General features: G+C 43.1%; 24 protein-coding genes, 1 tRNA gene and 2 riboswitches. Of the genes, 13 read left to right on the top strand and 12 right to left on the bottom strand.

Translation table 11 applies throughout. From position 1 onward, the window contains the following. Nucleotides 1-62: 62 nt before the first annotated feature. The 3 genes from NST85_RS00595 to NST85_RS00585 all read left to right on the top strand — a co-directional run bounded on the left by NST85_RS00595 (nucleotide 63) and on the right by NST85_RS00585 (nucleotide 3,630). Nucleotides 63-743 carry a DNA-3-methyladenine glycosylase gene (locus tag NST85_RS00595; protein WP_341188259.1) on the top strand — a complete coding sequence of 227 codons (681 nt, stop codon included), beginning with the start codon at nucleotides 63-65 and terminating at the stop codon, nucleotides 741-743. A gap of 257 nt (nucleotides 744-1,000) precedes the next feature. Next, entirely contained in the window at nucleotides 1,001-1,381 is a 381-nt protein-coding gene (locus tag NST85_RS00590; protein WP_127194598.1) for an ArsR/SmtB family transcription factor, read from the top strand. Continuing rightward, a complete protein-coding gene (locus tag NST85_RS00585) occupies nucleotides 1,378-3,630 on the top strand; it encodes a heavy metal translocating P-type ATPase (protein WP_341188258.1) in 2,253 nt (750 codons plus the stop codon). Before NST85_RS00590 ends, NST85_RS00585 begins: the two co-directional genes overlap by 4 nt. 100 nt (nucleotides 3,631-3,730) lie before the next feature. Here the strand turns inward: NST85_RS00585 and NST85_RS00580 are convergent, their stop codons facing one another. Then, nucleotides 3,731-4,243 carry a YwhD family protein gene (locus NST85_RS00580; protein ID WP_127194596.1) on the bottom strand — a complete coding sequence of 171 codons (513 nt, stop codon included), beginning with the start codon at nucleotides 4,241-4,243 and terminating at the stop codon, nucleotides 3,731-3,733. A gap of 178 nt (nucleotides 4,244-4,421) precedes the next feature. Between NST85_RS00580 and NST85_RS00575 the strand changes: the two genes are divergently transcribed. The 6 genes from NST85_RS00575 (at nucleotide 4,422) to NST85_RS00550 (ending at nucleotide 10,536) form a co-directional block, all read left to right on the top strand. Continuing rightward, on the top strand, nucleotides 4,422-6,422 hold the full coding sequence (locus NST85_RS00575; protein ID WP_341188257.1) for a M1 family metallopeptidase: 2,001 nt from the start codon (nucleotides 4,422-4,424) through the stop codon (nucleotides 6,420-6,422). Nucleotides 6,423-6,581: 159 nt separating this feature from the next. After that, nucleotides 6,582-7,412: a hypothetical protein gene (locus NST85_RS00570; RefSeq protein WP_127194594.1), complete on the top strand. Its 831-nt coding sequence runs from the start codon at nucleotides 6,582-6,584 to the stop codon at nucleotides 7,410-7,412. Nucleotides 7,413-7,642: 230 nt separating this feature from the next. After that, nucleotides 7,643-7,777, top strand: a riboswitch (cyclic di-AMP (ydaO/yuaA leader). Nucleotides 7,778-7,783: 6 nt separating this feature from the next. Beyond that, on the top strand, nucleotides 7,784-8,275 hold the full coding sequence (locus NST85_RS00565) for a C40 family peptidase (protein WP_127194593.1): 492 nt from the start codon (nucleotides 7,784-7,786) through the stop codon (nucleotides 8,273-8,275). Nucleotides 8,276-8,533: 258 nt separating this feature from the next. Next, a riboswitch (cyclic di-AMP (ydaO/yuaA leader) is annotated at nucleotides 8,534-8,670 on the top strand. A gap of 4 nt (nucleotides 8,671-8,674) precedes the next feature. Next, nucleotides 8,675-9,157 (top strand): C40 family peptidase, encoded by a 483-nt coding sequence (locus NST85_RS00560; protein ID WP_127194592.1) that lies wholly within the window; start codon nucleotides 8,675-8,677, stop codon nucleotides 9,155-9,157. Between the two features lie 360 nt (nucleotides 9,158-9,517). Beyond that, nucleotides 9,518-10,039 (top strand): GNAT family N-acetyltransferase, encoded by a 522-nt coding sequence (locus NST85_RS00555; protein ID WP_341188256.1) that lies wholly within the window; start codon nucleotides 9,518-9,520, stop codon nucleotides 10,037-10,039. A 140-nt stretch (nucleotides 10,040-10,179) separates the two neighbouring features. Further along, nucleotides 10,180-10,536 carry a c-type cytochrome gene (locus NST85_RS00550; protein WP_127194590.1) on the top strand — a complete coding sequence of 119 codons (357 nt, stop codon included), beginning with the start codon at nucleotides 10,180-10,182 and terminating at the stop codon, nucleotides 10,534-10,536. 335 nt (nucleotides 10,537-10,871) lie between these two features. On the opposite strand, the gene NST85_RS00545 is transcribed toward NST85_RS00550, so the two are convergent. After that, the gene (locus NST85_RS00545) at nucleotides 10,872-11,174 is read right to left on the bottom strand and encodes a 4a-hydroxytetrahydrobiopterin dehydratase (protein WP_127194589.1); all 303 of its coding nucleotides are present in this window, start codon (nucleotides 11,172-11,174) and stop codon (nucleotides 10,872-10,874) included. 198 nt (nucleotides 11,175-11,372) lie between these two features. Then, complete coding sequence (locus NST85_RS00540; RefSeq protein WP_341191055.1) at nucleotides 11,373-11,666, bottom strand: hypothetical protein; 294 nt, start codon at nucleotides 11,664-11,666, stop codon at nucleotides 11,373-11,375. A 200-nt stretch (nucleotides 11,667-11,866) separates the two neighbouring features. On the opposite strand from NST85_RS00540, the gene motA reads away from it, so the two are divergent. Together motA and motB are read left to right on the top strand one after the other, a co-directional pair. Next, nucleotides 11,867-12,670: a flagellar motor stator protein MotA gene (gene motA, locus NST85_RS00535; protein WP_127194588.1), complete on the top strand. Its 804-nt coding sequence runs from the start codon at nucleotides 11,867-11,869 to the stop codon at nucleotides 12,668-12,670. Next, entirely contained in the window at nucleotides 12,654-13,442 is a 789-nt protein-coding gene (gene motB, locus NST85_RS00530; RefSeq protein WP_127194587.1) for a flagellar motor protein MotB, read from the top strand. Before motA ends, motB begins: the two co-directional genes overlap by 17 nt. An 88-nt stretch (nucleotides 13,443-13,530) precedes the next feature. On the opposite strand, the gene NST85_RS00525 is transcribed toward motB, so the two are convergent. Together NST85_RS00525 and NST85_RS00520 are read right to left on the bottom strand one after the other, a co-directional pair. Then, nucleotides 13,531-14,235: a pseudouridine synthase gene (locus NST85_RS00525; protein ID WP_127194586.1), complete on the bottom strand. Its 705-nt coding sequence runs from the start codon at nucleotides 14,233-14,235 to the stop codon at nucleotides 13,531-13,533. Nucleotides 14,236-14,244: 9 nt separating this feature from the next. Then, nucleotides 14,245-16,137, bottom strand: coding sequence for an ATP-binding protein (locus NST85_RS00520; RefSeq protein WP_341188255.1), 1,893 nt, complete (start codon nucleotides 16,135-16,137; stop codon nucleotides 14,245-14,247). Between the two features lie 395 nt (nucleotides 16,138-16,532). On the opposite strand from NST85_RS00520, the gene tadA reads away from it, so the two are divergent. Next, nucleotides 16,533-17,027: a tRNA adenosine(34) deaminase TadA gene (gene tadA / locus NST85_RS00515; protein WP_341188254.1), complete on the top strand. Its 495-nt coding sequence runs from the start codon at nucleotides 16,533-16,535 to the stop codon at nucleotides 17,025-17,027. 118 nt (nucleotides 17,028-17,145) lie between these two features. Here tadA and NST85_RS00510 read toward each other — a convergent pair whose 3' ends face one another. The 4 genes from NST85_RS00510 to NST85_RS00495 form a co-directional block, all read right to left on the bottom strand. Continuing rightward, nucleotides 17,146-18,057 carry a YitT family protein gene (locus NST85_RS00510; protein WP_341188253.1) on the bottom strand — a complete coding sequence of 304 codons (912 nt, stop codon included), beginning with the start codon at nucleotides 18,055-18,057 and terminating at the stop codon, nucleotides 17,146-17,148. A gap of 245 nt (nucleotides 18,058-18,302) precedes the next feature. Beyond that, on the bottom strand, nucleotides 18,303-18,461 hold the full coding sequence (locus tag NST85_RS00505) for a small acid-soluble spore protein P (protein WP_341188252.1): 159 nt from the start codon (nucleotides 18,459-18,461) through the stop codon (nucleotides 18,303-18,305). Between the two features lie 94 nt (nucleotides 18,462-18,555). Continuing rightward, on the bottom strand, nucleotides 18,556-19,443 hold the full coding sequence (locus NST85_RS00500) for an SPL family radical SAM protein (RefSeq protein ID WP_341188251.1): 888 nt from the start codon (nucleotides 19,441-19,443) through the stop codon (nucleotides 18,556-18,558). A 186-nt stretch (nucleotides 19,444-19,629) separates the two neighbouring features. Further along, nucleotides 19,630-19,718 (bottom strand) — tRNA-Ser (locus NST85_RS00495). A 260-nt stretch (nucleotides 19,719-19,978) separates the two neighbouring features. On the opposite strand from NST85_RS00495, the gene NST85_RS00490 reads away from it, so the two are divergent. Next, nucleotides 19,979-22,321, top strand: a complete 2,343-nt coding sequence (locus tag NST85_RS00490) for a helix-turn-helix domain-containing protein (protein WP_341188250.1) — start codon at nucleotides 19,979-19,981, stop codon at nucleotides 22,319-22,321. 44 nt (nucleotides 22,322-22,365) lie between these two features. Here the strand turns inward: NST85_RS00490 and NST85_RS00485 are convergent, their stop codons facing one another. The 3 genes from NST85_RS00485 to NST85_RS00475 are packed head-to-tail and all read right to left on the bottom strand — an operon-like array spanning nucleotide 22,366 to nucleotide 25,332. Continuing rightward, nucleotides 22,366-23,382, bottom strand: a complete 1,017-nt coding sequence (locus tag NST85_RS00485; protein ID WP_341188249.1) for a glycoside hydrolase family 130 protein — start codon at nucleotides 23,380-23,382, stop codon at nucleotides 22,366-22,368. Nucleotides 23,383-23,439: 57 nt separating this feature from the next. After that, the gene (locus tag NST85_RS00480) at nucleotides 23,440-24,354 is read right to left on the bottom strand and encodes a carbohydrate ABC transporter permease (RefSeq protein WP_307401889.1); all 915 of its coding nucleotides are present in this window, start codon (nucleotides 24,352-24,354) and stop codon (nucleotides 23,440-23,442) included. Nucleotides 24,355-24,378: 24 nt separating this feature from the next. Next, nucleotides 24,379-25,332 carry an ABC transporter permease gene (locus NST85_RS00475; protein ID WP_127195140.1) on the bottom strand — a complete coding sequence of 318 codons (954 nt, stop codon included), beginning with the start codon at nucleotides 25,330-25,332 and terminating at the stop codon, nucleotides 24,379-24,381. Between the last annotated feature and the right edge of the window lie 208 nt (nucleotides 25,333-25,540).

The raw sequence follows: 25,540 nt of genomic DNA, 5'->3' as shown, positions 1-25,540 counted from the left end.
CCATGCTCGGGTAGATATCATGTAGGTATCGCATTCAATCCACTGTTAAGGAGAACCTAAGGATGAAGTCTACCCATGCAAATTTCCACAAAGGAGATCTTCTTCCTTGCTCTTTTTATAGAAGATCAGCTCTAGAGGTTGCTCCTCTTCTACTCGGCCAGACGCTTGTCCGTCGTACAGAGGATGGGGATATCCGCTGCCGCATCATCGAAACAGAGAGCTACGGTGGTGTAGCGGATAAGGGAAGTTACGCCTACGGGGGGCGACGTACTACAAGAACAGAGATCATGTTCCATGAAGGCGGTGTCGCATACATCTATTTGATTTATGGTATGTATAACTGCCTCAATGTGGTGACAGGTCCCATGGATGATCCTCAGGCCGTGCTCATTCGCGCGGTAGAGCCACTGACTCCTGCAGATGAAGTTCTTATGCGCAACAATCGCGACATCATCATTCGCAAGCCTGCCGACCTCTCGGGAGGTCCTGGCAAACTATGCCGAGCGCTACGAATCGACAAATCGTTCAATGGGAGTAATCTTTATGAATCAGATAGTCCAATCTGGCTCGAAGCGGGGCAGCATCAAGTGGACAGTCCACTTATTGTACAAGCACCTCGCATCAATATAGACTATGCAGCGGAATATGCCGCCAAACCCTGGCGATTCTACTACCTTGATCACCCATATGTTTCGGTACTCGACAAGAATGCGAAGAAGTGGAATGCTTCCGAGCCGAGTTAAGTAACTACATAGAGCCTCCATTCCTACTGTAATTGGTAGTTTGGAGGTTTTTTGATGTGAATTCTTGTAGGTGTTGAGACTACAAATAGACTCAATCTGGGTATAGGAGTTTACAGAAACATTCAGACGATCGTTCGAATTTCGTTGTGCATAGGCTAACACAAGAACATTCAAACGTAGGCTTGAATATAAAATGAATTGGGAGTATAATACATTCAAACAATCAAATGAACGTTTGAATAAGGAGGTTCCAATAGATGACTAAACAACCTGTAGTCCAAAATGATACTTGTGAACATCAATGCGGAGATACTACCAGAACAGATGAGTTACGAAAAAGTCTGATTGACGATGAGATTATCGGCATGGCCCAAATGTTCAAGGCACTGTCTGATCCCAATCGGGTGAAAATTGCTTATTTGCTTCTACAAGGTAAAGAATTATGTGTATGTGATATTGCTGCCGTTCTTGATAGCTCAGTGGCCACGGCATCTCACCATCTGCGTCAACTCAAAAATATGGATATTACAAAGTCTCGTAAAGTAGGTAAAAATGTCCTCTACTCGCTAAACGACCATCATATGGAGGCACTGGTTACCATGACACTGGAACACCAAAAGGAGAAGAGATCGCTATGAATAACTCCAAATCTAACCCACAATCTAGCGGAGATGGATCCGCAGCCCGAGTAGAATACCGTGTTCAAGGCTTATCCTGCGCCAACTGCGCGCGCGAGCTTCAAGATGAGCTTCAAAAAATGGAGCATGGGCATGATGCGGCACTCATGTATAACAGCGGACGTCTCCTAATCTCTCCTAAGGCAGATCTCTCCCGTGTTGAAAGCATACTGAAAGGCGACGGCGCCTCCCTGGTCAAGAATGGAAGAGAGCAAGAGAAAGGGCACGCTCATGGTGGTCACAACCACAGTCATGATGATGGCCATGAACATTCTCACGACCATGCAAAAGGACAAGATCATGGACATGATCACGGACATAGTCACGGTGAAGGTGAAAGGCTTGTTAAATGGATGCTCAGTTTATCCGCCGTCATTTTTGCAGCCTCACTTGTACTCGGATCTATACTTCCCGAAAATGCTCTTATTGTTATGTATCTGACTTCGATGGTTCTAAGTGGTTACTCTACTTTCTTAAGAGGACTACGCAATCTGTTCCGATTGAAGTTCACCATGGACACACTCATGACGGTTGCCATGGTTGGAGCTGTTCTAATAGGTGAATGGAAGGAAGCTACGCTAGTTGCCCTCCTTTTCGGTCTGAACGAATTGTTAGAAGGATACGGCATGAGTCGTGCCCGTAAGTCAATGGAAGCACTCCTAGACGCAGCTCCGAAACAAGCAACCCTGATCCGTGAAGGCAAGGAAGTAACGGTTCCGATCAGTCAACTTCAAGTCTCAGATATCGTTCTCATCCGCGCTGGAGAGAAGATTCCCTCAGACGGCACTGTCCTTGAAGGCCATAGCGCTGTAAATGAAGCAGCGATTACAGGCGAATCAATCCCTGTCCCTAAGAAGCCTGGATCGCCCGTATTTGGCGGTAGTGTCAACGCCGAAGGTTTATTGAAAGTCACGATTGATAAAGCATATGAGGACTCATCGCTAGCTAAAATCATGCATCTTGTTCAAGAAGCCCAAGATACAAAGACGCCAACTGAACTTTTTATCGATAAATTTTCCAGATACTACACACCAGCTATCATGATCATTGCAGCGCTCGTCGTGCTAGTTCCGCCACTCCTGTTCGGACAGCCTTGGATGAAATGGGTATACGAGGGCCTGGCCATTCTGATCGTTGGTTGCCCATGCGCCCTAGTTCTCTCTTCACCTATTGCCTTGGTTAGCGGTATGACACGTTGCGCACGAAATGGTGTCCTCGTCAAAGGCGGGGTTCATTTAGAGCAACTTGGCAAGATCAATGCCATCGCTTTTGACAAGACCGGCACACTCACCAAAGGTACTCCAGCTGTTATACGGGAGATCGTATACGATAACGAAAAACTCCACAAAGTGGCTGGAGCGATAGAGAACGGCTCTTTACATCCACTCGCTAGTGCTATCGTTCGGCATATTACTGCAAAAGGAACACCCAAGTCATCCTTCCCACAACCTTCTGACTTGGTAACACTACCCGGTGTAGGCATACAAGGGAATATTGAAGGTACTCGCTATTTGGTCGGAAGTGAGGAGGTCCTAGAACAAGCTTCTCTTTCTAACGTGGAGAAAGCACAAGTGAAGGGCGATCTGCAGCGTCTAAAAGACGAGGGTCTTACCGTCGTCCTTGCAAGCGATGACCGCCACGTGCTTGGTCTCTTCGGTCTTGCCGATGAGATCCGTCCTGAGAGTCAAGAGGTCATCAATCAGCTTCACCGTGCCGGAATCGAGCATACTGTCATGCTAACGGGTGACCATTCAGGTTCAGCTCAAGCTATTGCCGCCAAGACTGGCGTAACTGACTGGCATGCAGGCCTCCTCCCTGAGCAGAAGGTTAATAAAATCAAGGAGTTGTCTCGCAACTGGAAGGTCGCTATGGTTGGCGATGGCATTAATGATGCTCCAGCACTTGCCGCTTCCTCCCTGGGGATCGCGATGGGTAAAGGTACGGATAGCGCCGTAGAGACTGCTGATATCGTTCTAATGCAGGATCACCTTGGCAAACTACCAAGCGCCATCCGTACCGCAAGACAAGTAAGTCGGATCATCCGTTGGAATATCGGCATCGCTTTAACCCTTAAACTAATTGCAATACTACTCACAATTCCAGGTTGGCTCACCCTTTGGATTGCGGTTATGTCCGATATGGGCGCTACAATTGTTGTTACATTGCTTGGACTAACCGTCCTTCTTGGGAAAGATAAACAAGTGAATTGATAAATTATAGTACTTTATGAATTAGATTTTAGTTTCATTATTAAAAAAATGGCGTTCAAATTGGTTATCAATTTGAACGCCATTTACTCTATCGCAGCTTTTAGCCTTCCAGTGCAGTCTTCAATTCCTCTGGGGAACGGTCCCACCACTCGTTATTGGTCTCAATCAGTAAGTTCTTGAGTGCCAACTTCTGCTCAGCACCCAAACCATCTAGAATAATCCGTCTCTTGAGAGCATAATCCATCTTGTTAACATGCTCGGCAAGAATCTTCCACCCACGCCGCGCTTCTGTATCAATCGACATCTCACAAGCCGTCATCCCGCCGTAAAATTGTCCTTCAGCCCCGCGATCTACCGCTACCCACACGATCCATACCTGCCGTCCATTCGGAACATCCTCGCGATTTACCGAGAATTTAATGCCCTTCTCAACTTTGCTCTTGGCGTGCATGGCACCGATATCAATATAAGCCTCATCCCCATCAATAATAACAGGTGACATGCTGTTCAAATCAATTGAACCCGCACCGAAGCCTTTATGCTTACTTTTCTCTTCATTACTAATAATATTTAAGGCAAAAATCTTCTTGCCTGGTTTCTGCGTGTTATCCATAGTCCCCTCCAACTTTCCTGATACAACCTATATTTATAATACAAAAAAGCTTCCGCCAATATGTTTCCCTGGTATGGGTACCTTCGCCCCAAACAGATTAATTTTATTTTAGCTAATAATCTCCCAAATGCAAACATATACATGCTGTAGATGCTTGTCAACAGGAGGTATCCATTGCATGACCAGACGAACTATTATCATTGGCATTTCTATTCTTAGCTTATGCCTCATCGGCGGAGCCCTGCTGTTCAACCTTCGCTCAGATCAGGACAATCTGCCTTCACTCGCTTCAGAAATGGGCAAGCCTCAGACTGTACAAAGTCTGACAGAAGCACCCTCTACCACACCAATTGAAAGTATTCAGCAGCCCACAGCGGAAGTGCTGAGTCAGCGAGTTTCGGAGTACCACATCAATGTGGCGCTGAATGAGAAGGAAGGAACGCTCACCGGATCGGAAACACTAACCTGGACCCACCCCGGTAAGAAAACCGTAAACGAATTGTATTTCCATCTATACCCCAATGCGTTCGCCTCAGCCGAAACCACATTTATGAAGGAATCAGGCGGCAAACTACGGGGTGACGCTATGCCAAAGGATGGTTGGGGCTCCATGGAGTTAACCGAGATCCGAACCAGTGACGGTATCTCCTTACTCCACCGGGTACAGTATGTTCAACCTGATGATGGGAATGTAAAAGACAAAACCTTGGCCAAAGTACGGCTTCCCGTCTCCGTGCGGGGCGGAGAGAGTATAACGCTAAAGGTCAATTTTACCGTCAAGCTCCCAAAAATATTTGCCCGGATGGGGTCCGCCGGAGATTTTGTGATGGCAGGGCAGTGGTTTCCGAAATTGAGTGTCTATGAACCCGCAGGCACGCGTGGTGTAGCTACAGAAGGTTGGAATCTTCATCAATATCATGGAAATTCTGAATTTTATTCTGACTTCGGCATTTATAACGTGAAGATTAATGTACCCAACAACTACACTGTAGCCGCCACCGGATTTCCGACCAAAGCTGCAGTAATAGATGGGGACCGTAAGACGGTGCAATATTATGCAGATGATGTACATGACTTTGCATGGTCGGCTTCACCTAACTTCGTCTATGCAGAGGAACCCTTTTCTTCTCCCGATGTCCCGGGTGTCCGGATCAAACTATATCTAGATCCAGCTCACAAGGATTTAAAAGAACGCTACTTCTATGCAGCCAAAGTGGCATTATCTAATTTCAGTAAATGGTATGGGCAATATCCTTATTCTACCCTATCTATTGTTGTCCCGCCCGCCGAAGGCAATGGAGCTGGTGGAATGGAGTATCCAACACTTATAACCTCTTTTGGAGCGAGCAGTGACTCTCCCGGTTACGAAGAACTTGAGCGAACTGTCATCCATGAAATTGGACATCAATATTTCTACGGTATGGTAGCGAGCAACGAATTCGAGGAGGCCTGGTTAGATGAAGGTTTCACCTCTTATATAGAAGACAAGTTAATGGAACAAGAATTCGGCATCACTGCGAACCTGCCTATTCAGGCCGCTATGATCTCCTCTCCTGTCTCACTAACACAGGTCTCATGGAAGTATGGTTCAAGTGATAACTATGCCAAAAATGTCTATTACCGCGGCAAACTAGTTCTGCGCGACATCGAGAACCAGGTCGGGAGCAAGACCATGAACCGGATTTTATCTACCTATGCGCACAAATATCGGTTCAAGCACCCCACATCGACTGATTTTCAAAAAATTGTAGAGCAGGTCACAGGACGCTCCTGGAAGCCTTATTTCAAACAATATGTATATGACGGTGAAATGGCTGATTACTCCATCAATAGCATCACCGTGAAGCCTATCAGTCAGGATAAGAGTCCATTGTACGAATCAACCGTCAGTATCAGCCGGAATGGGGCAACAACCCCCAAAGTTCCGCTACTCTTTACCTTCAAGGATGGACATACGACTCACAAAGTATGGACCGGAGAAGACAACCAAATCCAGATGAAACTGGAATATAAAGAACCCCTAGTTTGGGCTATGATTGATCCCGACTATTCACTGGTATTGGAAAATAAGCATATTAACAATTTCTTTAACGCTGACATCGATAAGACGCTCCGCACACGCTCTAATCTAGGAATCGTCAAACTATTGGAGTCCCTACTTGGATCATTCCTATGGTGATACCTAGCTCATAAAACTAAGGCTGTGCTTACGATGTAAGTTTTGCTCGATGCTTATTCAAGTTGCTACGCCCACAAAATCCATGCTTACGACGTAAGTTTTGTACGACGTCTATTCTATGGTGCTACGCTCACAAAACTTTTAGGAGGGAAGAAGGTTATGACCTATGTTCGCAGTGGATGGGGGCATCTAAAGAAGCAGTTTCCCTCCGTCATTATTCTGTTTCTATATCAACTTCTCTGGGGTTTCTTTCTGTACCGGCTAGTTGATACGGCTGTCACCTCGGTGCTACAAAGATATCCGGATCCTTCACTTAGCGACCTCAGCCGGATTCTGTTTCTTGTTGAGGGTCAAATCGGACTACGGGAAAACCCCGATATTGCAATGTACTTCTGGATTTTGGTCAGCATGGTAGCCATTCGTTTGGTACTGGCTCCTCTAATTCAAGCCGGCATCTTGTATGGATTAATGCCCCAGGAATCACGAAAATCCGGTTTGCCACTCTTTAGAGGAATGCAAGTGTTCGGGAAGCCGCTTTTTCTCTTTTATCTTCTAGAACTCATTCTTATTTTAGTCCCAGCATTTTGGATTGTACCTAAATTGAATCATCTCTGGCCTAGTTTACTGCAAACAGGAAGCGATCTTCCCACTATATTAACCATAGGGGGCTATGCGCTTGGATGGGTTTGTTACATCTGGATCCTAAGGCAATGCCTCCTGTTCGCCCAGTTTGGATATCTATTTAAAATGGGTACCTGGGGTGCCTTACTGACGTGTATAAGATATCTGTTACCAGGGATAGGCATTTCACTACTGCTAGGGATATTCAGTTTTACGGTGTTCATGTTGTTCGGTACCATCTCATGGTTCTGGACAGGTTTAATCGCACTTATTCTGCAACAATTACATCCATTATTCCGAAGCATATTTAAAGTTTGGCAAGTAACGTCTCAATATCAGCTCTGGGAAACAAAGTCACAAAAAAGTTAATTTTATTTTCTCTCTACTAACTTCCCTATTCCCTTGTAACTCTAAGACCCCCGTATCTTTACGGAGGTCTTGTTCTCTATTCACTCTGTAATTCTCGCTATTTAACTATTGCCAAAAGATACCTACCCCTGCTACAATAACAGCAGTACAATTCCAGTAACAACTTTGTAATTATTTTTGTCATCTTTAGCAGGAATTCTACTCTCGATGTAGAATATGTATTCTCGGGTGTTATATCATAGCCGAATTCCCTGACCGGGGAACGGGGGAACCATTTTGGGTGAATTGATCTCGCTTCAGAGGGATCATAGGGGACCTTCAACCGAATCCTTAAGCTAACCTCGTAGGCATTGGAAGGAGCTTGACCTGTTTTGAGAAAAAAGCTAACCGCAGTAGCAGTAGGTTGTGCCCTCTTATTTACTTTAGGAACTGGTAGCGCTTTCGCAGATTCCAAGTTGGACAGTGCTATTGACAAGGGCCTAGGTACTAAATATGTTTCGGGTGGAACTACAACATCAGGATTTGATTGTTCCGGATTCACTATGTTCGTATTTAGCAAACTCGATATCGAGTTGCCTCATCAATCAGGATCCCAATATAAGATGGGAACTGCTGTAGAAAAAGATGAGTTGAAAGCTGGCGACTTGGTGTTCTTTAACACTAGTGGCAAAGGCGTATCTCATGTAGGCGTATTTGTTGGAGACGGAAAGTTTGCTCACGCTTCTTCTTCTAAAGGAGTAGTTATCAGCAAGCTAAGTGATGATTATTATGTTAAACGCTATGTTGGAGCTAAACGTATACTCAGTACAGATAAGTTTGAAGAAGTAGCTACAGATTCACCAGATCATGATGATGTAGAATAATAGTAACAAGCAAAACCCGCAGAGGTTCCATTCGGAATCCTCCCTGCGGGTTTTTTTATTGCCCACAGGAATTATTACCACGTTAACGGGAATTATAAACGGATGGGAGACATCATTATGGGAATATCGACCAAATAGGGTGTTGAACTTGTAAAAGTTTGCTCACTTTGATACACTAATCAAAGTAAATAGTAACAACTTTGTAATCTGTCTTGTAACAGTAACTACGACTACGACTACGACTACTTTCAGGTGCACATCATTGAACAGCCGAATTCCCGGCACCGGGGAAACGGGGGATCCAGTATGGGTGAATTGATCTCGCTTCAGAGGGATCATAGGGGACCTTCAACCGAATCCTTAAGCTAACCTCGCAGGCATTGGAAGGGATTTGACATCTTGAGAAAGACTTTGACAGCAGCGGTAACTAGTTTAGCTATTTTGTTTACTATGGGAACAGGAAGTGTCTTCGCCGATACCTCAAGCAAAACACCATTAGAAACTGTAGTTAGTTCGGTATACGGTACACCCTACAAATTTGGGGGAGTTAGCACAAGCGGATTTGATTGTTCCGGATTCACTAGGTATGTCTTTAAGAAGATGGGTGTGGATCTTGCTCGTGTTTCTACAGCCCAATACCAGCAAGGTAAAGCCGTATCTAAGAGTCAACTAAAAGAAGGGGATCTCGTTTTCTTCAACACGTTAGGAAAAGGAGTATCTCATGTCGGTATTTACATCGGTGATGGAAAGTTTGCACACTCTTCATCCTCGAAGGGAATCAGTATTGATAAACTAAGCAATAGCTACTATAAAGCTCGTTATGTTGGAGCTAAGCGTATTTTGAGCCAATACAGTTACTCTGTCTATGCCGCTGAATCTTGATTTCTTTCATAAAACAAACACAAACATAAGTAATGTAAGATAAACTTTATCGCCACAATTGATTCTTGCCGGAATCTATTGTGGTTTTTCGTATTCTATTCAACAACACGGATACTCAGCAATATATGCCGGATAATCAATATTGGTTCAATCTCTCTTCTTTATAACGAAATTTTTAATTAAAAGGTTTCCGCCTTTTACTAATTTCCTTATAATGAGAATTACCCCTTCACTTCACATTTCAAACATCTCAAACATTAGAGTCTTTACAATGATATAAAATCCCGTTACAGTGAGGGTAAACTGACTCTGCTGGAGAACGCAAAATGCGGCATTCCTACGGTCCAAGGAGGCATAAAAATGGATAAACCTATTCCCCAGTTTCAGATAGCCGCTATGGAAGATAGTCACGGAGCGGAAATAAGCACATGGCGTTACGATTCCCCTTATGATGTCTATAGTTGGCTACCTTGGGAACAAATGAAAGCGCTCGATGTAGAATTCGGTAATCCAGTTTTACGGGCCGAGCAGTATGTTTCCCTATTGGATGCAAATGGAGTACTTTCTGGATTTGCCCAATACTTTCCACTAACTGATGTGACAAGACTCGGGATCGGTATGCGACCTGATTTATGTGGGCATGGTATGGGGCAGTCATTTGTATTGACGATTGTGGAGGAAGCCTTACGTCGCACACCACATCATGTCATTGATCTAGAGGTACTGACTTGGAATACTCGGGCAATCCGAGCCTACCAAAAATCCGGTTTTACGATTACAGATTTATATGAAAAATTGACTCCCGGGGGAATATCCAAGCCATTTTATTGCATGGTATACAAAGGAATTCCAACTCTTCCAGAAACGCCAACTTCAGAATGACTATGACAATCTGCACATTATTTCAAAAGATTTGAATAGTATATAAAATAAATATTACTATTTTTGACACAAACGCTTTGATCCGCTACCAGGTTCCGTTATAATAAAGGGGATAGTTTACATTTGGAGGGACGATCGGAATGCAAAAGTGGATCATGAGCGGGTTATTCTTCGTCGCGTGTGGATTAGCCCTTGTATTAATGCTCTCCTTACCAGGCAAAGAACAAGTTGCACAAGAAAATAAACCTCAAATGCCAGAAGTTACGTTAAGCGCAGAGCACGCAGAAACCGTTGTCGCGACAAGTTGTATTAGTTGTCACGGGGATCAGCTAGAAGGAAATGTGGGACCAAATCTACAGAAGATTGGTGCCGAGTTATCCGCAGAGCAACTCTACGCAATCATCAATAAAGGTAAAGGTAATATGCCTGCATTCAAAGATAGACTAAAGGACGAAGAAATTGCCAATGTCGCACTATGGCTAGCAGAGAAAAAATAGCATAATTTACAGAATCGCAGGGAAGGCCCGCGAGGAGCATGTTATCATCTCCTCGCGGGCCTTCTGTGCCATCCACACATTTTCACATCATAGAGCACTACATGCCTGCTTTGCAGCCAATTGGATTAACCTACTAGCTATGTTATGGCATAAGCGCCTTAACTATCACTATGCTAAAGTACATTGGACCAGTTGCGCCGAATCACTGCAGCTTGGCGTCAGCACAGTATTTAACGAAAGTAAGGACGCAGAAGAAATGCATAAATATATCTATGTGTCCTGACTAATGCAGATCTATCTATATTCATTAAAATTCAAACTAAAACATGTAAAGCTTATCGATCTACTGCACTGGATTTTACGAAAGCTTCGTTATATTGCTGCGCTTCTTTAATATCCACTGCCGTAATCCCGCCTGATTCCCATGATGTTAAGCGAAGCGTTACCGTCTTATGGTCAATGGTTATAAAAGGATGATGATTGAACGCCTCTGAGATTGTAGCCACCTCATCAACGAACGCAATACCTTTCATAAAGTTGGAGAACGAATATTTACGCACTATCCATCGTCCTTCCTCCAGCTCCCACCCCTCCAACTTTTCCAAATGCGCTTCTACTTCTTGCGGTGTAAACGGCATTCTTCTTCCTCCCGTTCTTTCAGAACTTCTTAAATTTACCCAGTTTATTATATTCCCCATGCCTACCTGATCATACGTGAGAGAATCATCCATTATTCCTTAGAACTAAGTCACACCATATGCTATATAAGCTATTCTTTTCCTAGTCTATTTTACCACTCATGTGGGCTCATTCAAAATTAGTTAGGGGAACCCCCGTCAAACTAGCTTGACGGAGGTAAGTTCCTTTTCTCCAATGAGGAAATTAATAACATGGTTGTCAGCATCGTGAATCACGACCGCACATCCAACCTCAATCATCGACTGCGTACCTAGCGCATAAAATAAGTCTTCTGCCAGCGCTTCATGAACCTCATGTCTATCCTCAGCGGACAACCTCTCCCAGTCCGAAGATTCCATCTCAAAAAAAATGTAGCTATCAGAAATACATGATATTGCCTCCGTCAACTCCGCTAAAATAAGTCCATAATCCCTACCGTGCTTCACTCCCACAAGCATCAAAACTTCCCTTCATTATGTCTTCAAAAGCTATATTTCTATTATACCGGAAAATTACACTTAAAAAAAAAGCGAAATCTGTCGATAACAAAGATAAACCATTTTTCTTGCTGTCTTAATCTCATAAATGTTCTTCTGCAAGGATGCTGGAAGGATCGGAAAATGGATTCAATATCTCAAGGACGAGGTGTACAATGGAAATTTCAACGATTATTGGACTTATACTTGGTGTAGTGGCGCTTGTACTAGGGATGTTTCTGAAAGGTGCTCCGGTTGAGAGCTTAATCCAGAACCCCGCAGCCTTTGTCATTATATTTGGTGGGACAGCCGCAACCCTCTTTGTTGCCTTTCCTCTATCAGAACTTAAGAGGTTCCCTGCATTATTAAGAATAACAATGACGAAACCCAAAATGATCAGCAAAGCCGAATTAATTAAATTGTTCATGGAATGGGCGACGATTACAAGACGCGAAGGACTACTTGCACTAGAGAGCAAGGTTGACGAAATCAATGATGACTTTCTGCGTGGCGGTATGCGCATGATTATTGATGGCAATGATCAGGAATTTGTTCAGGATGTATTAACAGAGGACATCGCTGCTACAGAAGAGCGACACAAGGCTGGCGCCATGATCTTCTCTCAAGCCGGGATGTACGCTCCAACCCTAGGGGTACTGGGAGCCGTAATCGGTTTGATCGCCGCTCTATCAGATATGAGTGATATCGCTATACTAACTCATGCCATTTCCGGGGCATTTATCGCTACCGTTTTTGGTATTTTCACGGGTTATGTGATGTGGCATCCAATTGCCACTAAATTGAAACGTCTTTCAAAGAGAGAAATGGAAGTTAGATTAATGATGGTGGAGGGACTACTGTCCATTCAATCAGGAGTATCAACGATTGCGATTCAACAGAAACTTGCTGTATTTTTAACCCCTGCCGAACGTGCGCAAATTTTAGAAAAGGGGGCGGGTGAAGGTGCGCAAAAAGTCTAAACGGCATCAAGAACATGAAGAGCATGCCGATGAAAGCTGGTTACTCCCCTATTCTGACCTTATGACGCTCCTATTGGCTATGTTTATCGTATTATTCGGTATGAGTAATATAGACAGCCAGAAGTTTCAGGAGATGAGCGACGCCTTTAATAGTGTGTTTACCGGAGGTTCCGGTGTTCTGGACCACAATTCAATGGTTAGTACCAATGAGAATACCAGTATGGATGATATTTCTAACGCCCTAAACAGAAAAATGAACGATCTACAACGTAAAGAAGAAGAAAATCTGGTCGCTCTTAAGAAGCAGCTTGACGAATATATCGAGCAGCATGGATTATCCGAACAACTAGATACGAATCTTAATCAATCACAACTGATGATCACAATTAGTGATATTGCTCTCTTCCCATCAGGCGAAGCAGAGGTTAAACCAGATGCACGAATACTGGCTAAAGCTATCGCAAGGATGCTGGAGAAGTTTCCTGATTATGAAGTATTCGTGTCCGGTCATACCGATAATATTCCGATTTCCACCAATCAATTTCGGGACAACTGGGATTTAAGCTCGGTCCGAGCCTTAAATTTCATGAAAATCCTTCTACTTAACGATCAACTAGATCCTAAAATGTTCATCGCTACCGGCAATGGTGAATATCGCCCAGTGGCGTCCAACGATACAAGTGAAGGACGCTCACAGAACCGCCGGGTTGAGGTCTCCATCATCCGGAAGTATCAGGATTCTGCTGCTGTACAAGTTACACCTGTAGAATAGAAACTCAAATAAACATACATTTTTGAGAACATAAAAGGGAAAGTATTGGTGTCTAAGTGACCCACCAATACTTTCCCTTTTATTACTATTAAGACATCGGGTAATCTAACGACAGACTTAGATCACGCTTCTCTTGTGGTGTTAATTCCCGCCATGTCCCGATTGCTTGATTTCCCAGATGAATATTCATAATCCGGATACGTTGCAATCTACGTACCCCATAACCTAATGCACTGCACATACGGCGAATTTGTCGGTTCTTACCCTCCGTTAAGATCAATCGAAAGACACGTTCATTAATGCGAGTAATCTGGCAAGGCCGGGTCATTTCTCCGAGAATCTTTACGCCTTCACTCATCGCTTTAAGAAATGAGGGAGTCACTGGTTTATCGACGGTAACGATATACTCCTTCTCGTGCTTGCCCTCTGCCCGTAGTATTTTATTAACAATATCTCCGTCACTCGTTAGTAGAATAAGGCCTTCTGAGTCTTTATCTAAACGACCAATGGGAAATATGCGTTCTTCATGGCCTACAAAGTCTACAATATTACCTCGAATATGTTTCTCGGTCGTACTAGTAATCCCCACCGGTTTATTCAATGCGATGTAGACGTGTCTAGAAGGCTTGTCAACAAGCGGCTTCCCGTTAACTCGAACATCGTCACCTTCTTCAGCTTGACTGCCGAGAACGGCCTTTACGCCGTTTATCGTAACTTTGCCTGACTCGACCAACTTGTCCGCTTCTCTTCTTGAACAGTATCCCGTCTCACTAATAAATTTATTAATCCTCATTCTGTCATGTCACCCCACTATGTCATTATCCCCAATATTCCCTTGTTCTGCCTCCGCATGAATCCTCGGTAACGTCACCGTCACCACTGTGCCTTGGCCAATCTCGCTCTCAATTACCAGCGTACCCTGATGGGCCTCGATAATCCGCTGAGTAATCATGATCCCAAGACCGGTGCCTTTCTCTTTGTTCGTATAGAACGGCTCACCGATCTTTTTCAAACGTTCCTTCGAGATTCCTACTCCCTCATCTGTCACAGTGATCACCGCATGCTTTGGACAATCACTATCTAACCGCAGGGTAATTCGCCCCCCTACTGGCATAGCCTCCATCGCATTCTTCAATACGTTAATGAACACTTGCTTCAACTGGTTCTCTTCACAGTGTACCAGAACAGAATCCTGCGGGAAATGGACTTCAAACTCAATATTATGTAAATGCGCCTCACTATCTAATAAAGAGATAACATCTCCCAATGTAAAACGCACGTCTTTGACCTGAAAATGTACGGCCTGAGGTTTGGCGAGAATTAGAAACTCACTCACAATTAGATTAATTCGGTCCAATTCAGATAACATAAGATCGGTATGACTCATGTTGATCGCCTTGGCACGCTGCTGCATTTGCAGAAAACCTCGCAGTGTCGTAAGCGGGTTACGTATCTCATGCGCCACCCCTGCGGCAAGTTGTCCAACCATGGTCAATTTCTCCGAACGACGAAGTAACTCTTCCATCTTATTGTGCTCTGTCATATCACGAGAGATACTGATTACTGCAGTAATTTTCCCATCTTCATCAAAAATAGGGGATTCACTCATACTTACATTTATCTTGCTTCCATCTTTACATATCCGAACAGCCTCTGACAGCACAAAGTGCCTACCAAGCTCTAATTCCTTACGCCATTCTCTTCGGTACTCCCCTGGAGAACTAGGAATAAAGTCCAATCTAGAGCCCACAACTTCCTCGCCCGTCCATCCGTACAGATATTCAAATGCCGAATTCACACGAATAATCTTCCCATCCAGATCCGTTAAATGGATCGCATCCGCCGTCTGATTGATGATGGATTCTAAATGCTCCTTCATGGCTCGGTTCTCCTCATTCTTCCGATGCAACTCCATCGTATTTCGGCCGAGGCTTCTAGCCATTGCATTAATTCGAAGAGCCAACAAACCCAGCTCATCCTTTGATTTGACTTGTAATCTATCCTCAAAGTCACCAGAAGCTAACTGATTGACCCTGTTAAGAATATCGTGAATGGGCCTGGTCAACTCACCAGCTAATATGTAACTCGCAAACACAACAATTTGTAGAAGCACAATCGAAGTGGAAACCTGACTCCACACCACTTTAGAGATGGCTGATGAAATCGGCTCATAACTTGAAATAATTCTAATGACATAGGATTCACTTTGGTACGGCATAATTGGAATGAAGCTCACGAGTACATGTTGACCGTTAATATGTGTATCATTCAGAAAACTTGTTCGTGTCTCTAATGCTTTTCTCACAGACCCTAGATCAGAATCATTCCCATACGAATTGGTACCAAAAAGAATATTCACGTGACTTTGACTGCCAAGACTCATTCCAGTTATCTCTAAGAGGTTCTCATTAGACTTCAGCGATTCCTCTGCTATTCGCCCCGGGCTGGCTAATGAAAGTGTACTCATAATTAAGGCGTTGTTGATATCCTCATTAAATTGACGCTTAACATAATCGTAGACGGAGCGGCTTTGTTCAACCGCAAGAGCAATCTGTTTGCCTGTTAACATCATGTTGCTCTCACTATCTTTACGTAAATTATCCCGTGTCGAAAAATAGCTCAGGCCAATATTCAAAGACAGAATAACTAGGGCAAATACTGACATAATTAGAGATAGCTTTGTTTTAATGGACAATTACTCTCCTCACCCCTTGGAACAAGTCTATCAATTTAATATATATTTTGGAATATATTGTTCTATATCTTCATCATACTCGTAACGACATCTTTTGCAAAGATATTGATATTCACTTGCTGATTTCCTACAATCAAGAAGCAACGACCTAACCTCGTTCAGGAAACGTCAACCATTTTAGTGAAAATAATAAGCTTATTCAAAAAATGTTAAGGGTTTATCCACATACTATTAACATATCAACAGAATATGTGCACAGTTTGTGTATAATAGTGGGGATAAAGGAATTGGATATCAAACTTATGCACAATCTTGTCCACAACATGTTAACAACGAATATTTGTTCGTTGAATAATTCTTTGTTTCGAATCTAGCTAAGGAGCTGAAAGCATCTCATGTCACTACCTATACCTCCAGAACCTCCTATCTCTTCTTACCCTCATGAATACTGGATGAATGAAGCAATTGCTGAGGCACGCAAAGCTGAAGCCATCGGCGAAGTACCGATTGGCGCCATTATCGTTCTCGGGGACGAAGTTGTTGGCAGAGGCCATAATCTAAGAGAAAGTGGTCTAGATGGAACAGCACATGCCGAGATGATTGCTATCCGCGAAGCCAGCCAATTCATTGGAGCTTGGCGATTATTAAATTGTCGTCTCTACGTTACTTTGGAACCCTGTCCCATGTGCGCAGGAGCGATCGTTCAATGCCGCGTGCCCCATGTCATCTACGGCGCCCCTGATCCCAAAGCTGGATGTGCAGGCACATTAATGAACCTACTTCAGGAGCCTAGGTTTAATCATCGGACTGAAGTTACTCACGGCATTCTTCAGGAAGAGTGTTCTACAATGCTCACGATGTTCTTCCGGCAGTTGCGTAATAAAAAATAAATTACGCTCTAAACACATAAAAAAAGGAAACCCATGCGAATAAAATTCACATGGGTTTCCTTCTTAACTAACTCATATATTGAACCATCTTGCAACCAGTGGTGACTCAGGCATCCCGTTAATGGATAGCCTTCTTTTTGAATCGTCCACCTTTCACATCGTGGATATTTCCGACTGCCATAAAAGCACTATCATCATAATAATTTACAATTTCCTTGAGTTTGGCTTCCTCCAAACGAGTAATAACACAAAAGATAACTTTCTTCGGATCGCCCGAAAAACCACCTTCGCCGGACAAATACGTTACGCCACGGCCCAATCGACTCTGAATGGCATCCCCGATATCATCAATCTGATCGCTGATAATCCATACCGATTTCGATTCATTTAAACCATCTACGACGATATCTATCGTCTTAAAAGCGATATAATAGGCCAGTAGTGAGAATAGTGCACTTTCCCAATTAAATACAAAACCTGCACAAAGCAAGATAAAGAAGTTGAAAACCATAATAATTTCGCCGACAGAGAATGCCGATTTACGCGAGATCAAGATAGCCACAATTTCCGTGCCGTCCAGAGATCCACCAAATCGTATAACCAAACCTGTTCCCAAACCAAGCAAAATGCCACCAAATACAAAAGCCAATAAAGTATCATCAACAAATGCCTCTACAGGGTGCAACAATGTTGTTCCGATCGCCATTACGGTAATACCTAAAAGAGTAGACATCGCAAATGTCTTTCCAATTTGCTTATATCCAATAATTAGAAACGGTAAGTTAAATACGAATAAGAATATACCGAGTGCCCAATCCGATAAATGCGAAGACATGACTGATATACCGGTGATTCCACCATCCGTAATTTGATTCGGTACTAGAAATAACTCCAGTGCCACCGAGACAATAATGGCTCCAATAATTATAAACAGAGTTCTAAGTACGATATTGCCTAGGGTTCTTTTGTGGTGAGGACGAATCGGTTGGAGCTCAGCCTCAGAGGGTATACCTTGGAGTATTGAGTCCATAGGGTTTGAGGAATTTAAAGAGGTCAAGCGCATCACGATCCTTTCAGTATGGGTTTAATATTTATTCCTTCTTTCGATTTCATTAAAGTCAACCATCATAAACTGGATGGGGCCCTACTTATATTATTACATTTTCTTGACTCTCTGTCTTGTTTTATTCAATTTCAAAAGAAAAAAACCCCAGCAAAAATGCTGAGGTCGCGTCCAAAAAATCACCTATTTTACAAAATGCCACGAGTCTTAAATTAGCTTCCTTGGGGATTATTATGACTCACATGATTTCGGTTTTTCACCTTTTTGGACCCAGACAATGGCTCTGGCCCACCTTGATTTCTCTCATCGTGATTCCCCTCATGGTTAGCGGGTTGAGTTCCTGGTGTAGTATAACCTTTCGGCTTACTCATGACATATTCCTCCCTTATCTTTGCTGCATTATCCTCCTTAATTTGTGGTAAAACAGCTCTGTTTATGCATTTACCCCTCAGATTCCGTTAACGTTCAAAATAACTGAAGCTGCTCCGGTGGTTCAGGGGGAACAAAACGCTTTACATCCTTCATCTCGCATACTACTCCATACTTATCACAAAGCTCGTGAAGAAGCTCCCAGAGTGATTTTGCGCGGGGCGACATACAATTGTAGCGCTCTCCATATGTCCTTTGATATTGGGGAACCAAACCTGGAGCTCTCTCCGCTAACTTTTCATAATAATAATCTCGTTGTCGATCTCGTAACGACATGCCTAACCAGGGAATAATAAATTGTGCCCCAGAGGCATGAGCTCTTTCCACTATCTTTACAATATTAGCACGGCTGTCCGTCAGGAATGGCAATGTAGGCATCAGAAGTACACCACTATATATGTCCTGCTTAGCCAAGGTAGCCAAGGCTTGCAAACGAGCAGCTGGAGCTGGGGCATGAGGTTCGATCCAAGAAGCCTGTTCCTCGTCACAAGTACTAATCGATACAGCCACTGTAGCATGAGTCCGCTGGCTGATCTCTTGCAATACATCAGCATCTCGAACTATCAAATCACTTTTTGTAACGGTTTGGACAGCGAATCCAGGCGCGGCGGCGATTGTTTCTAACACTCCCCGTGTCAACCGCAAAGAGCGTTCGATTGGCATGTACGGATCGCTCATAGAGCCCGTTCCAATCATTCCCTTGTGGCGCTTACCCGCCAACTCTTTTTTTAGAAGTTGAACAGCGTTCTTCTTTACCGCAATGTCTTCAAACACTTCAATTCCGTAACACTCACTGCGGGAATCACAATAGATACATCCATGTACACAACCCCTGTACACATTCAAATTGTAGTCTACCCCGAACCAGTTCTCCGGTTGCTTCTGTCTGGATAGCAGTGTACGCGCTTCAATTTCATGCACCATATAAGTCGCCCCTTTAACCCTAACAAGCCATTTTCCCTTTATATAAACATGCCAAAAAAAATACTATATGGCAACATGAACTATCAGTATCCTCAGAGGGGTGCACCAAAATAACAAAAAAGCCGCCTCCCTCATGGGAAACGGCTGTATCAGCTTATCAGTAGTATAGACTTTTTTTAAAAATTATGGCGGAGAGGGTGGGATTCGAACCCACGTGAGCTTGCACTCTAACGGTTTTCAAGACCGCCCCGTTATGACCGCTTCGGTACCTCTCCATAAAACATATCTGATTAGCGAACAAAATAGATCATACCATATAAAATAATCATTTGCAAGCATTATTTCTTCATAACGTTTTAACCATGTGTTCACCTAATGATAAACGCTAATTCTGGTACATAGCCTAATCATGCTATATAAGACTGGTCAACCTTTACAGGAACATTTATTTATTACATAATAGAAAAACGGCCTACTTCACCTTAAAAACTACCATATACTACCATATATAGTAACTTCATTGGAGGGAACATTCGTGGCAAAACTAGCGTTTAAGTCATTCAGCATGTCCAAGCTCCGAATGTACGGAAACCATTTCAAGTCAAAATTGCTCCTAAAATATGCCTTGTCCTATATATTAATGTTCCTAATACCGTTGAGTTTTGTCACGATGTTCATTTATGAAAACGCAGTCAATAGTCTCCGTACTGAAATAGAGCAGTCCAATGTAAACCAACTCAATCAAGTTAAAATGACGATAGATGATCGCATGAGTGAATTGCAAGAAATAGCTAGTAAAATATCATATGACGAGCATCTAACCCCTTATATGGTTCGCCATCCATACTATGGACTTGAGGCCATCAGCACCTTAGCCAGCTACAAAGCAAACAGTAGCATACTTGAGGATTTATTTTTGTACTTTCATAATGATAACATCATCTACTCCTACCGAGGTTTAAGTGATCTGGATGTCGCATTCGGCAAAATATATCAATATGAAAATTGGAGTAAGGACGATATATTGCGTGATCTTAATGAATCAAAGCAACCTCTCATTCGTCCAGTTGAAAATGTAACCGTTAACTCACGTAAGGAACCTTTGCTGACCCTGCTTGTTCCGATCAAACCAAATGATCCTTTTCCTAACGGAACGGTTGTTTATTTGATGAGTGAAGCCAAATTGACGGGTGTTATGGATACGATTCTTAATGACTTCTCGGGCAGCAGCTATATTTTTAGTGAGACCGGTGAAGTACTTACTACAAACAATCGTGGGGTAGATTTGCCCCTAGAAGTGTTGACTACCTTGTCTTCGCTTAAACCTGGCATTCATAGCATGGATCTTGCTGGAGAACAACACTCAGTTGTTTCTGTTAAATCCGATCATAATAACTGGACCTATGTGACTACGATGCCAAGCTATCAATTCTTCAGCAAAGTGGCCCATATCCAGACCTTGATTCTTATGGTGTTCTGTATTGTTGTATTAAGCGGTATCATTGCTGCCATGATCTTGGCCAAACGACAATATCATCCTATCAGGGACTTGATAGAATTCGCCAAACTAAGAGGCAATGGCAATAACACGGACATCTCCAAAACGCGTAATGAGTGGGATTGGATTAAACAAACTATCCAAGACTACAGCACCACAATAGATTCACAAGAGCCTTTTGTGCGAAACCAATGCCTGCTGCTCCTATTGAAGCATGGGAAGCCCGATGATCCCGAAATTGAACAGATGATTACCAATGCCGGCCTAGAGTTTCCTCACGGTCAGGGTTTATATTTCTCGGTTATTCTAGCCTGGGATGAAATGATAGATAACGAAGAGAATAGACAGGTACGATATCATTTACAAGAAATGCTTGGTGAGTTTGAATTCCCTGATTTAAACGCCCATATCTATGGAGTGGAGTTCTCAACTACAGATCAATTTGCGCTCATGGTTTCGCTACCAGCTGAAGATAATGATAATGTTCAGGAGCGAGTAGAACAAGTCATCGAAGCCATCAAAGTTATTGCCGTCGATAACTTCCAGCTCATCCCATACATTGGCGTAGGTACCGTGTACAATGACCTCGCTGGGTTAAATCAGTCCTTTATCGAGGCAGCCACGGCTATGGAGAACCGGATGATGGGGTCAAGTGGCCGTGTGACCTACTTTGAACATTTATCTGAAATCACTTCATCAACTGCAGAAACGTTTTGGATTCCCAAAAAGTCCATGTTAAAGCTAGAGCAAAGTCTTAAGCAAGGCAATGAAGCTGTAGCAGATCAAACAATTTCTAGCATCATTAATGTAATCAAGGAAGCATCGCTACCGATTTCACTACTACGGTGTATCTGCTTCGATCTTCTGAACTCCTTGCTCCGCACTGCTTCTGAGCTCGGAGTAAACGAAGTGTTTAGAGATATCTCTAGCTACACCAGCTTTGAATCTTTGGAAGAATTGGAGATCAAATTAACCTCCATGACCTCCTACATCTGCCAACAGGTGGAGCGGAATACGGAATCCGAGCAACCATCATTAATTGATAACATTGTCGCTTATGTAGATCTACAATTTGCCGACTATACACTCAGTTTGGAGCATGTTGCACTGAAATACTCAGTCTCCATTTCTTATCTTAGCCGCAGCTTCAAAGAGAAAATAGGCTGCAATTTCTCACAATATATCTGGCATCGGCGGATGGATGAGGTCATTCGGTTGCTTATAAATACCAACGCCCCTCTCCAAGAAATCATAGAAAGTGTTGGCTATCTAGATGTACCGAACTTTATCCGGAAATTTAAGAAAGAGACGGGCTATACGCCAGGACAATATCGTAAACTACATGCTCTAGAGAGCTCAGCTCCGCAAGAGAAAGAATAAAAAGCTTGAGTCCCGCCCTCCGAGCGGGACTCAAGCTTTTTTTATTATTGCGGTTCGTTTAGTATATAATCCACTAACTCATCTAGAGGTACAGTAGCTAGTGCAATAGCCGTATCTGTTACTCCGTAGTAAATATACAACAGTCCATCTTTAACTACATTTCCTGTTGGGAATACGACATTCGGAATTTGGAAACCGAATTTCTCGTAGTACGTTTCCGGCTCCATAATGAAATTTTTCGTTCTTGCAATAATTTTCTCCGGGTTTTCCAGATCCAGTAGCATGGCTCCTACTCGGTAGACAATATCTTCATCTACTCCATGGTACAACACCAACCAACCCTTATCCGTTCTTACCGGTGGCGTTGAGCCGCCGATTTTTCTTGATTCCCAGGACAGACCTTCTGCCTTGGCCAGTAACTTCGGCTCCTCCCAGTTGATTAGGTCCTCTGAATAAGTGATCCACATAGCAGCCTTTTCTGTGCCATATGCCTCACCTACATATTCTTCTGGCCGACGCAGCAACACAAATTTACCATTGATCTTCTCTGGAAATAAAATATTATCGCGATCATTGATGTCCAGTGGAGTAGTATCCGCTACAAACTCCCAATCGATCAGGTTCTTAGACTTAAGGATAGATGAGCGAGTTAGCCAATGTCCTTCCTCTTCCCCCCAACCGTCTGGATACGTAGGGATTGAACGCTCTGGTACTCCTGCTCCCGTTGGATAATAACTCATCGCACACGGACGCAAGGCATAGTTCAAATAAAAGATGTCATCTATTTTAACTACCCGCGGGTCCTGTACGCTCCCATAAGGAAAGCCTAGCATGTCCGGGGTTACGATAGGTTCATCCTTAACGTGGGTGAAGTTTACGCCATCCTCGCTTTCTAACAAGCCTAGGAAGTTCTTACATGGGGTGAGCGAGCCTGCGGTTCTTTCGATCATATAGAACTTATCGTTGTCTATAATGACAGCAGGATTAAATACCGTTACTTTACGCCACTCATAGCCTCCAGGGACTACAATCGGGTTATTGGGATGCCTTGTAATTTTCATGATTTGCCTCCTGAAATTTTTTCATGGGTAATATAAGAAAACTGTAATCTCAAATGGTTAGCCCTTCACGGATCCAATCATAACTCCCTGCACAAAGTAACGTTGCAAGAATGGGTACACGGCAATGATCGGTAGTGTCGAAACGATAATGACTGCGTATTTCACTAGCGATGCAATCTCGGCTTTATTATTCATAGCTATAGCCATATCCCCGCTGACTGCTGAACCTGTTGTCTCTGCGGTCATCTCTTGAAGTACTAGGATCTGTCTAAGCACCATTTGTAGTGGATATTTAGCTTCATCATTCAAATAGATAAGGGCCGGGAAATAACTGTTCCAGTGACTCACCCCATAGAATAAAGCCATAACAGCTATGATAGGTGAGGATAGCGGCAACACAATGCGGATAAACAGCTTGATATTCGTACAGCCGTCGATGTAGGCAGCCTCTTGAAGTTCTTTTGGAATAGTCGATTGAAAGAATGTTCTGGCAACGATGATGTTATATACAGATGCAGCTACAGGTAGAATAAGGGCTCCCATTGAATTAATTAGCCCCAAATTTTTGACCATCAAATAACTAGGAATAAGACCCCCGTTAAAGAACATGGTCACCAGAAACATACCCATAAAAAATTTGCGTCCGACAAAATCTGATCTACTTAGGGCATAGGCCGCTGGTAATGTAATAGCCAAATTCAGCATAGTTCCTAGAAACGTATAAATAATCGTGTTGCCGTATCCAGTCCAGATCTTAGGGTTCTCAAACACTAACTTATATCCGTTCAAATTAAACCCTTTGGGGAACAACCACATTTCGCCCGAGCTCACATAACTAGGCTCACTTATGGATGCGCTAATAATATAAATCACTGGATAAAGAACAACCACAAAGGCTAGCAGCAAATAAATATAGTTGAATATAAGAAATAGCTTGTCCGTTCTGGATTCTTTCATTGCCTTAACAGCCATATCTCAGTCCTCCTTCCTTTCTTGTTACCATAAGCTTGTATCACTTGTGCGCTTGGCAATTCTGTTAACGGTAATGAGCATAAGTGCATTTACAATCGAGTTAAACAATCCAACGGCTGTGGAGAAACTGTATTGCGCACTCACTAGACCTGAACGGTATACAAACGTAGAAATGACATCCGCTGAGTCCATGTTGAGTGGATTTTGCAATAGTAAGACTTTCTCATATCCGACTCCTAGAATGTTACCCACATTCAAAATCAATAGAATGGTGATTGTAGGAATAATCATCGGTAAATTGATATGCAATACACGTTTGAATCTGCTCGCTCCATCTACAATAGCCGCTTCATGAAGCTGAGGATCTACACCAGATAGTGCTGCGAGGTAAATAATCGTTCCCCAACCCGTGCTTTGCCACACACCGGATAATACATATACGGTCTTGAACCAGCGTGGATCAGTTAGAAAAGCAGGAGCATCAAAGCCCACAAACTCAACCATTTTAACAATCATCCCTGTGGATGGTGATAAAAAGGTAATGATCATTCCTGACATAACGACTACAGAAATAAAATGCGGAGCATACGTAATCGTTTGTACAGATTTCTTGAAAAATCCGTTTCTCACTTCATTAAAAGCTAGTGCCAGTAGAATCGGAAGCGGAAACCCTATAGCAAGCTCATAAAAGCTGAGACTCAGCGTATTCCACAATAGATCCCAGAAATAATATGAATTAAAAAAACGTTCGAAATGTTCAAACCCTACCCATTCACTTCCCATGATCCCTTTAGTCGGAATAAAATTTTTAAAGGCAATTTGAATTCCGTACATCGGACCGTAATGAAAAATAAGGAAGTACAAAAATGCAGGGGCAATAAACAGGTATAACTCCCAATTTTGCAGTATTCTACCGCTTAGTGAACTGCTTCGTAGAGATCTTCTTTTGATCGCAGGTACTTTCCCGTTTCCCTTCATTTTCTTCTACCCACTCCTTTCCCTTTATGTCTCATATTCTTAGTTGACTATGCCTCTTACCCATGATCTGGCTGCATAGCTGCTAACGCTTACAATCAAAATTGTAGAGAGTTTTACCTGTTATCGTAAATATGTAGAATCTGCATTGTCAGTCCAAATGAGATCAACCCCTTGCTGTGAAAGGGCTCTCATAAATATTTGATATTCA

Origin of the sequence: Paenibacillus sp. FSL K6-2524 (assembly GCF_038005525.1) — a bacterium.
In the GTDB taxonomy this organism is placed as follows: domain Bacteria; phylum Bacillota; class Bacilli; order Paenibacillales; family Paenibacillaceae; genus Fontibacillus; species Fontibacillus anaericanus.
Note: the sequence above shows the minus strand (reverse complement) of the source record. Positions and strands in the feature narration are given on the sequence as shown.

Coding starts and splice junctions, on each gene's coding strand:
- NST85_RS00595 (WP_341188259.1), top strand. CDS start 63: ATGAAGTCTACCCATGCAAATTTCCACAAAGGAGATCTTCTTCCTTGC.
- NST85_RS00590 (WP_127194598.1), top strand. CDS start 1,001: ATGACTAAACAACCTGTAGTCCAAAATGATACTTGTGAACATCAATGC.
- NST85_RS00585 (WP_341188258.1), top strand. CDS start 1,378: ATGAATAACTCCAAATCTAACCCACAATCTAGCGGAGATGGATCCGCA.
- NST85_RS00580 (WP_127194596.1), bottom strand. CDS start 4,243: ATGGATAACACGCAGAAACCAGGCAAGAAGATTTTTGCCTTAAATATT.
- NST85_RS00575 (WP_341188257.1), top strand. CDS start 4,422: ATGACCAGACGAACTATTATCATTGGCATTTCTATTCTTAGCTTATGC.
- NST85_RS00570 (WP_127194594.1), top strand. CDS start 6,582: ATGACCTATGTTCGCAGTGGATGGGGGCATCTAAAGAAGCAGTTTCCC.
- NST85_RS00555 (WP_341188256.1), top strand. CDS start 9,518: ATGGATAAACCTATTCCCCAGTTTCAGATAGCCGCTATGGAAGATAGT.
- NST85_RS00550 (WP_127194590.1), top strand. CDS start 10,180: ATGCAAAAGTGGATCATGAGCGGGTTATTCTTCGTCGCGTGTGGATTA.
- NST85_RS00545 (WP_127194589.1), bottom strand. CDS start 11,174: ATGCCGTTTACACCGCAAGAAGTAGAAGCGCATTTGGAAAAGTTGGAG.
- motA (WP_127194588.1), top strand. CDS start 11,867: ATGGAAATTTCAACGATTATTGGACTTATACTTGGTGTAGTGGCGCTT.
- NST85_RS00525 (WP_127194586.1), bottom strand. CDS start 14,235: ATGAGGATTAATAAATTTATTAGTGAGACGGGATACTGTTCAAGAAGA.
- tadA (WP_341188254.1), top strand. CDS start 16,533: ATGTCACTACCTATACCTCCAGAACCTCCTATCTCTTCTTACCCTCAT.
- NST85_RS00510 (WP_341188253.1), bottom strand. CDS start 18,057: ATGGACTCAATACTCCAAGGTATACCCTCTGAGGCTGAGCTCCAACCG.
- NST85_RS00505 (WP_341188252.1), bottom strand. CDS start 18,461: ATGAGTAAGCCGAAAGGTTATACTACACCAGGAACTCAACCCGCTAAC.
- NST85_RS00500 (WP_341188251.1), bottom strand. CDS start 19,443: ATGGTGCATGAAATTGAAGCGCGTACACTGCTATCCAGACAGAAGCAA.
- NST85_RS00485 (WP_341188249.1), bottom strand. CDS start 23,382: ATGAAAATTACAAGGCATCCCAATAACCCGATTGTAGTCCCTGGAGGC.
- NST85_RS00480 (WP_307401889.1), bottom strand. CDS start 24,354: ATGGCTGTTAAGGCAATGAAAGAATCCAGAACGGACAAGCTATTTCTT.
- NST85_RS00475 (WP_127195140.1), bottom strand. CDS start 25,332: ATGAAGGGAAACGGGAAAGTACCTGCGATCAAAAGAAGATCTCTACGA.